The sequence below is a fragment of the Hyphomonas sp. genome (assembly GCF_037969335.1).
In the GTDB taxonomy this organism is placed as follows: Bacteria; Pseudomonadota; Alphaproteobacteria; order Caulobacterales; family Hyphomonadaceae; genus Hyphomonas.
Map to the genome: position 1 here is coordinate 24952 of NZ_JBBKXE010000206.1, position 6559 is coordinate 31510.

Annotated in this window: 6 protein-coding genes and 1 pseudogene; 2 read left to right on the forward strand and 5 right to left on the reverse strand. The window is 63.7% G+C overall.

The annotated features are described in order from the left end of the window. Positions 1-3 precede the first annotated feature (3 nt). Positions 4-834, reverse strand: a complete 831-nt coding sequence (locus AADA04_RS15295) for a mechanosensitive ion channel domain-containing protein (RefSeq protein ID WP_340694147.1) — start codon at positions 832-834, stop codon at positions 4-6. 16 nt (positions 835-850) lie between these two features. Then, positions 851-1609 (reverse strand): hypothetical protein, encoded by a 759-nt coding sequence (locus AADA04_RS15300; protein WP_340694148.1) that lies wholly within the window; start codon positions 1607-1609, stop codon positions 851-853. Between the two features lie 124 nt (positions 1610-1733). Here AADA04_RS15300 and AADA04_RS15305 point away from each other — a divergent pair, with 124 nt between their 5' ends. Further along, positions 1734-2189 (forward strand): HU family DNA-binding protein, encoded by a 456-nt coding sequence (locus tag AADA04_RS15305; protein WP_340694149.1) that lies wholly within the window; start codon positions 1734-1736, stop codon positions 2187-2189. 93 nt (positions 2190-2282) lie between these two features. Here the strand turns inward: AADA04_RS15305 and AADA04_RS15310 are convergent, their stop codons facing one another. After that, positions 2283-3905: a cisplatin damage response ATP-dependent DNA ligase gene (locus AADA04_RS15310; RefSeq protein ID WP_340694150.1), complete on the reverse strand. Its 1623-nt coding sequence runs from the start codon at positions 3903-3905 to the stop codon at positions 2283-2285. Positions 3906-3998: 93 nt separating this feature from the next. Here AADA04_RS15310 and AADA04_RS15315 point away from each other — a divergent pair, with 93 nt between their 5' ends. Beyond that, a complete protein-coding gene (locus AADA04_RS15315) occupies positions 3999-4613 on the forward strand; it encodes a glutathione S-transferase (RefSeq protein ID WP_340694151.1) in 615 nt (204 codons plus the stop codon). A gap of 44 nt (positions 4614-4657) precedes the next feature. Here AADA04_RS15315 and AADA04_RS15320 read toward each other — a convergent pair whose 3' ends face one another. Continuing rightward, positions 4658-5878 (reverse strand): trypsin-like serine protease, encoded by a 1221-nt coding sequence (locus tag AADA04_RS15320; protein WP_340694152.1) that lies wholly within the window; start codon positions 5876-5878, stop codon positions 4658-4660. A 57-nt stretch (positions 5879-5935) separates the two neighbouring features. Further along, positions 5936-6559, reverse strand: a pseudogene (locus AADA04_RS15325) (DNA ligase-associated DEXH box helicase); the annotation flags it as partial.

Genomic DNA, 6559 nt, shown 5'->3' on the forward strand with positions numbered 1-6559 from the left:
GCGCTAGTCCTTGTTTACGTTGACCTGGTGCGGATACGGAATGGAGATGCCGGCCGCATCGAGCGCTGCCTTGACGTTCATGGTGAGGGCCCAGCGGGTTTCCCAATAGTCGGATGTCTTCACCCATGGGCGGGCAATGATGTCGACGGAACTGGCGCCCAGATTGTCGACCCGGACGACAGGTGCAGGGTCTGCGAGCACGCGGCTGTCGGCCTTGATGACGCCTTCAATCACGCTGATCGCATGCTCCATGCCGTCGCCATAATCGATGCCGAAGACGAGATCGATCCGCCGTGTCGGGTAGCCTGCATAATTCTTGATGATGCCGTCGATGGCCTGGCTGTTGGGCACGATGACCTGGACATTGTCCGGTGTCGCAAGAATGGTCTGGAACAGGTTGATTTCCTTGACCGTCCCGCCAACGTTGGCCACCTCGATATACTGGCCGACACCATACGGGCGGAACAGCATGATCATGACGCCGGACGCGATATTGCCGAGGGCGCCTTGCAGTGACAGGCCGATGGCCAGTGTCATGGCACCGAGGATGGCGACGAAGCTGGTCGCCTGTACACCGAACAATTGCAGGGCTGCGATGATCGTCGCGGCGGTCAGGAACCAGCGGACAAGGGACGCAAAGAAGCTGCCGAGGGTCACATCAATATTGGGGCGTTTCATCGCCTGCTTGCGGACAAGGCTGGCCATGGCGCCCGAGATGCGCAGGCCGACGATCAGGACGATGAAGGCGCCCAGCGCCTTCAGGCCATAGGCTGCGAGGACGGGCCAGTGTTCTTCGAGTGCAGCCTGCCAGTCGATATTGTTCAGAAAGTCCATGAATTACTCCGGGGGTTCAGGCCTGGCTGCGCGTGCCATGGGTGCCGCGCGTCAGCCGCAGGTAGAGGATGAGGATTGTGAGGGCACCGGTGACGATGGCGAGCCAGGTCATGCCGGTGACGGTCCAGTTGTTGAGCAGGATGCCGAGAAGGCCCCATGCGAGCGAGACGAAAAACCAGGGGCTGCGACTGACGAAACGCGTGAAGGCCCAGGCTGCGAGTGCAGCCGGAACCAGCGTCGCCCACAGCATCTGCCACGGATAATCGGTTGCGCCGAGCGTGGTGAAATGACGAATCGTCAGCGGGATCGAGATGGCGACCGCGACCGTGATCCAGCCTGAGAGCAGGCCGGTCGCCATATCGGCGACGAGTTTGGCCGGGCTGCCGCCCATGCCGCGTATCCGGTCAAACCTATAGGCGGCAAACCAGGCGGCGGCCGCAATCGGAAACAGGAGCGCGAAGTCGAGCGGCTGGGACACGATGAGCTGGGCGCTCAACATCCAGATCACGTTCAGCATGCCGGCCATGATCAGGGCCGGAGTGATTCGATCCATCCACGGCTCGCGGCGGAAGACGGCGAACAGGGAAAACACGAAATAGGCGAGGAAAATCAGGCTCCAGATTGCAAAGAAGACCGGCAGGGGCTGTTCAGGCGCACCCAGGTCGCGGGTCGCATTGCCGATTGGCGTGCCGACCCCGAGCAGCGGTGCCAGCGCGCCGGACAGCGGTTGCAGCACGGCGAGCAGGAGCAGAATCACAGGCGGCTGTTTTTGCATGGACGACATATGACCCTGAATGGCTGGAGGGCAAATTGGTTGCACTGACAAAAGTGTGGTGGCACCGGGCGGATTCGCGTTATAGGCCGCCCTCTCTGCGAAGACTTAACAAAGGATTTTGCTCATGGCAAAGACACCTGTGGCCAAGAAGGCCCCTGCTAAAACTGCAGCCAAGAAAGCTGTTGCCAAACCGGCACCTGCGCGCGCGGCTGCGAAACCGGCTGCGACCAAAGCTGTCGCGGCGAAGAAGCCCGCTGCTAAAGCTGCACCTGCTGCGGCTGCCAAGGCAGCACCGAAAACGGCAACGACTGTGACCCTGCGTCAGATGTCGGTCGAAATGGCTGAGGCTCACGGCCTCACCAAGAAACAGACACAAGAATTGTTCGACGACATGGCCGTGCGGATCACGAAACGCCTCAAGAAAGGCGAGCGTATTCGCATGAATGGCCTCGGCACGCTGGAAGTGCGCAAGCGCCTGGCACGCATGGGCCGCAACCCGGCAACGGGCGAAGCGATCAAGATCAAGGCGTCCAAGAAGGTTGCCTTCCGCGTCGCCAAGGAACTCAAAGAAACCGTCTGATAACGGACAGATTCTGAAATTCCGGAAAGGGTCAGGATCGCAGAGCGCCTGGCCCTTTTTTTGCGCGAGGCTCTGTGCTTGAAAATGGTGCGGCTAGTCCGGCAACATCGCTGCCAGCGTTTCGATCCGGTCAGCCTCGGCGGTCGGCTTGTCCCAGCGGATGCGGTTGATGCGCGGAAACCGCATGGCGAGGCCCGACTTGTGCCGGGGCGAGCGCTGCAGGGCCTCGAAGGCCACTTCCAGAACCACGCCGGTCTCCTTGTTGGCCGTGACAGAGCGGACGGGGCCGAACCGGTCAATCGTGTTGGCACGGACAAAGGCGTCGAGCTGTTTCAACTCCTCATCGGTAAAGCCGAAATAGGCCTTGCCGACGGGGGTGAGCCTGTCCTCGCCGTCTTCATCGTGCCAGACACCGAAGGTGAAATCGGAATAGAAGCTGGAGCGCTTGCCGTGGCCGCGCTGGGCATACATCAGTACGGCGTCAACAAGATAGGGATCTCGCTTCCACTTGTACCAGAGGCCCTTGGGGCGTCCGGCGAGATAGGCGCTGTCCCAGCGTTTCAGCATCACGCCTTCGATTTCCGGCGCGGGCGGATCGAGGCGGGCATCGTCGAGCGCGGCGAGTGTGGTGATGGGCACGAGGGGGGAGAGGTCGAACCGGTCGCTCTCGATGCCGAGGACAAAGGCCTCAAGACGGATGCGACGTTCGCGGAAGGCTTCGCCGCGCAGGTCGCGCATGCCGTCTTGCAGAAGGTCATAGGCGCGAATGAAGGCGGGGTGTGTCTCCAGCTGGCGCTTCGAGACGGTCTCGCGATTCAGGCGTTGCTGCAGCGCGTTGAACGGAGCGACCGTGCCGTCGGCATTGCGCACGAGGAGTTCGCCGTCGACCGTGCCGTCAAATTCCATTGCGGCGACGACGTCCGGAAAGGCGTGGGAAATATCGTCGCCGGTGCGGGTATAGATGCGCCGGGCGCCGCCAGCCGCAGAGGCCTGTACACGGACGCCGTCATATTTCCATTCGGCGGCGAACGTCTCCGCGGTGATCAGGGCGGGGTCGACCGCGTCCGGCGTGTCGCGATCGGCCTTGGGCACGAGGGGATGGGCGAGCATGACCGGGCGGAACGGGGCGGCGATGTCCGGGGCCGGTTTGTCGGCGCGGCCTTCGAGCCAGGCGAACAGGCTTTCATAAGGCGGGGCGAGGCCGTGCCAGATGTCCTCGATATCGGTGACGTCCTTGTCGCCGAATTGCGCCAGTGCGAGCTTGGCAAGGCGGGCCGAGACACCGATGCGCAATCCGCCGGTCAGCAGTTTCAGGAACGCCCAGCGGCCGGTGGCGTCGAGGCCGTTGAGCCATCCGGCGACCAGCTTTGACGCCTCGGCGCGGGGGGCTGCGGTGAGCGTTTCGACGATGTCGGAGAGCGGCGGCGTGCGATTGGCGCCGCGCACCTCGGGCCAGACGAGGCTGACCGTTTCGGCGAGGTCACCGACATAATCATAGGACAGGGCGAAGAGTTCCGGGTCCATGCGCCCGTCCATGAGGGCGCGGATCATGGCCGGTTTGACGTTCGGGATATCGAGATCGCCGGTGATCGCACCGAGGGCATAGCCGCGGTCGGGATCGGGCGCGGCGGCGAAATAATCCCCCATCAGGCGCAGCTTGCCGTTACGCGCGGGCGTCAGCACAAGTCTGTCAAGCAGGTCGGCAAAAGCTTGCATACGGTCCTACATAAGGCCAAACACGCAGCATGACAGCGCCGAAACAAGGCGCGTGACTGCTAAAAACAGCCAATCACCAAGGGACATCCATTCATGACGCTCAAGCTCCACCACCTCAACGCCTCGCGTTCGCAGCGGATTGTCTGGCTGCTCGCCGAACTCGGCGTGCCGCACGAGATCGTCCATTACAAGCGCGACGAGACAACCAATCTGGCGCCGCCGGACCTGTTGAAGATCCACCCGATGGGCAAGTCGCCCCTGCTGGAAGACGGCGACGTGGTGATCGCGGAAACCGGCGCCATCGCGGAATACCTGATGGGCAAGTACGATACGGCCTTCCAGCTGCATCCCCGCCCGAGCTCACCGGAATTCCCGCGTTACCTGGAATGGGTGCATGCCGCCGAGGGCGCTGTTTTCCTGCCAGGCCTGCTGCAGGTCTATTTCCGGCGCGTCGACATGACTGGCAATCCGGTCGAGGCGATGATGGCGGCAGAGCGCGAGAAGGCTGCGAGCACGATTGAGGCGCACCTGTCGAAATATCCGTATTTCGCCGGTGAGAACTTCACGGCAGCCGACTGCCTGATGGGCTTCCAGATCCAGATGGCCGATTCGATGGGCGCGTTGGCAAACCGCCCGGCGACCAAGGCCTGGCTGGAAAAGATGCGGGCGCGGCCTGCCTATAAGGAAATGCTCGCGGTCGGGATTTAGGACCGGGCGCCGCCCCTGCAAAGGCAGGGGCGCTCCTCAACGATCTATCTGCAACCATCCGGATTGGCGTCGCAGCGCGCCATGACAGCGTCCATCCAGCCGGCGTAGCCCTGCAGGTTGGTGTAGCGGCCATTATAGTCGCCGGCACAGAATTCACCTGTGGTGCGGTTCTGCTCGACCACTGACAAGACGCCGACAACTGTCCTTGTGCCGTCGGCTTCCGTCACATAGAGCGGGCCGCCACTGTCGCCGACGCAGGGACCTGCGCCGCCGGCGCTGGCAACATTGATCAGGGACGGGCCGTCAGCGGTGATGGCGAGCTTGGTGGTCAGCAGGTCATTCGACAGCTGGCCGCCATAATGGGTGAGGCCCCAGCCGGCCATGTCGGCGGTCGGGTAATTGGCCGGTGCCAGCGGCTTCACCGTGGCGCCATAGCGGGCGATCGGCACGTCGGCGATGGGGGCGACCTGGTCGTCATCAAGGCGGATCAGGGCGAGGTCATTGGCATAGCCATTGGCGGTGCCGAGATAACCGCCATGACAGACGGCAACGGTGCCGCTGGTGACCTTTGCGAGCGGACTGCGCAGGTTGGCCGCGTCGCCGATGAGCCGGAGTTCCTTGTAGTCGTCGTCAACGCAATGGGCGGCGGTAACGAACCAGTTCTTTGCGATCCGCGTGGCGCCGCAATGGCCGCTGGTGACGGTGCCGTCGGCCTGCGGGTTGCGCGGCTCGAGTTTCACAATGCCGGGAAAGCTGGCGAGAGTGGCGGCAAGGCCGTTGACGGCGGCGGTGCCGACCGAGGGGGTTTCCAGCGTGGTGGCACTCGCGACCATGGCCACGGTCGGTGTCGGCGCGCTGTCAGCGGGGCGGCCACAGGTCGTGGCGTTCAGCGCGGCCAGAGTCGGCAGGGGCGCCTGGATCGTCAGGGCGAGGCCGCCAGCAGACTCGGGATCGAGGGCCGCCTCGTCGGCGGCGTCATCTGTCGCGCTATCTGCAGGTGCGGTTTCGGCGGGGAGTGCGTTATCCGTCGCAGGCGGCGTAGCGGCGGCATCTGCTGGCGCTTCGATCGTGGTTTCGGTGGCCGGCGTCTCGGGCACGACTTCGACCGAACTGGTCACATCGTCTTCGAACGCGTCCGCTGGCAACTGGTCGATCGGGCTGGCGACTTTTTCGTCTGGCGGATTGAGGCCGGGCACCTTGATGGCGTCACAGCCTGCCAGGAGGAGAAGCGCGGCGCTGGCCGCGAGGAGGGTTGGGCGTTTCATGTCGTCCCCTTTGAATACACCTATAGCCGTTACTAAAGGCCCCTTGCCGGGGTGCGGTCAACCGGCCTCGTCAGCATAGGCGACCATGCGCAGGGGCCGGGCGCGGCGGCCTTCCAGTTCGGCCCAGCGCACGAGGGCGTCTTCACGCCCATAGGTGACCCAGAGCTCTTCCGGGTTCACTTCGCGCACCGTTTCAGTCAGTTCATCCCAGTCGGCATGGTCCGAGATCACCAGTGGCAGCTCCACGCCGCGCTGTTTGGCGCGCTGACGAATGCTCATCCAGCCCGACGCGAAGGCGATGACCGGGTCAGGGAAGTTCTGGGCCCATTTGCCTTCGAAACTGCCGGGTGGGGCGACGATAATCTGGCCGCGATAGGTTTCGCGTTCGGCTTTCGGCACGTCGCCCGACGGGACAGGGATGAGAGTACCGAGGTCGATGCCGACGGACTGGTAATGCGCGCAGAGCTTTTCGAGGCTGGGATGGATGAAGACCGGGGCATCATGGCCGGCGAGGCGCAGATGGCGGATGACGCGCTGCGCCTTGCCGAGGGAATAGGCGCCGACGCAATGGGCGCGTTCGGGAAAGGCCTGCAGGCTGTGCAGGAGGCGGGCAATCTCGCCGCCCGTTTCCGGGTGGCGGAAGACGGGCAGGGCGAAGGTCGCCTCCGAGATGAACACATG

Excerpts from the sequence above, each read along its gene's own strand:
- AADA04_RS15295 (WP_340694147.1), bottom strand. The coding sequence starts at position 834 with ATGGACTTTCTGAACAATATCGACTGGCAGGCTGCACTCGAAGAACAC.
- AADA04_RS15300 (WP_340694148.1), bottom strand. The coding sequence starts at position 1,609 with ATGCAAAAACAGCCGCCTGTGATTCTGCTCCTGCTCGCCGTGCTGCAA.
- AADA04_RS15305 (WP_340694149.1), top strand. The coding sequence starts at position 1,734 with ATGGCAAAGACACCTGTGGCCAAGAAGGCCCCTGCTAAAACTGCAGCC.
- AADA04_RS15310 (WP_340694150.1), bottom strand. The coding sequence starts at position 3,905 with ATGCAAGCTTTTGCCGACCTGCTTGACAGACTTGTGCTGACGCCCGCG.
- AADA04_RS15315 (WP_340694151.1), top strand. The coding sequence starts at position 3,999 with ATGACGCTCAAGCTCCACCACCTCAACGCCTCGCGTTCGCAGCGGATT.
- AADA04_RS15320 (WP_340694152.1), bottom strand. The coding sequence starts at position 5,878 with ATGAAACGCCCAACCCTCCTCGCGGCCAGCGCCGCGCTTCTCCTCCTG.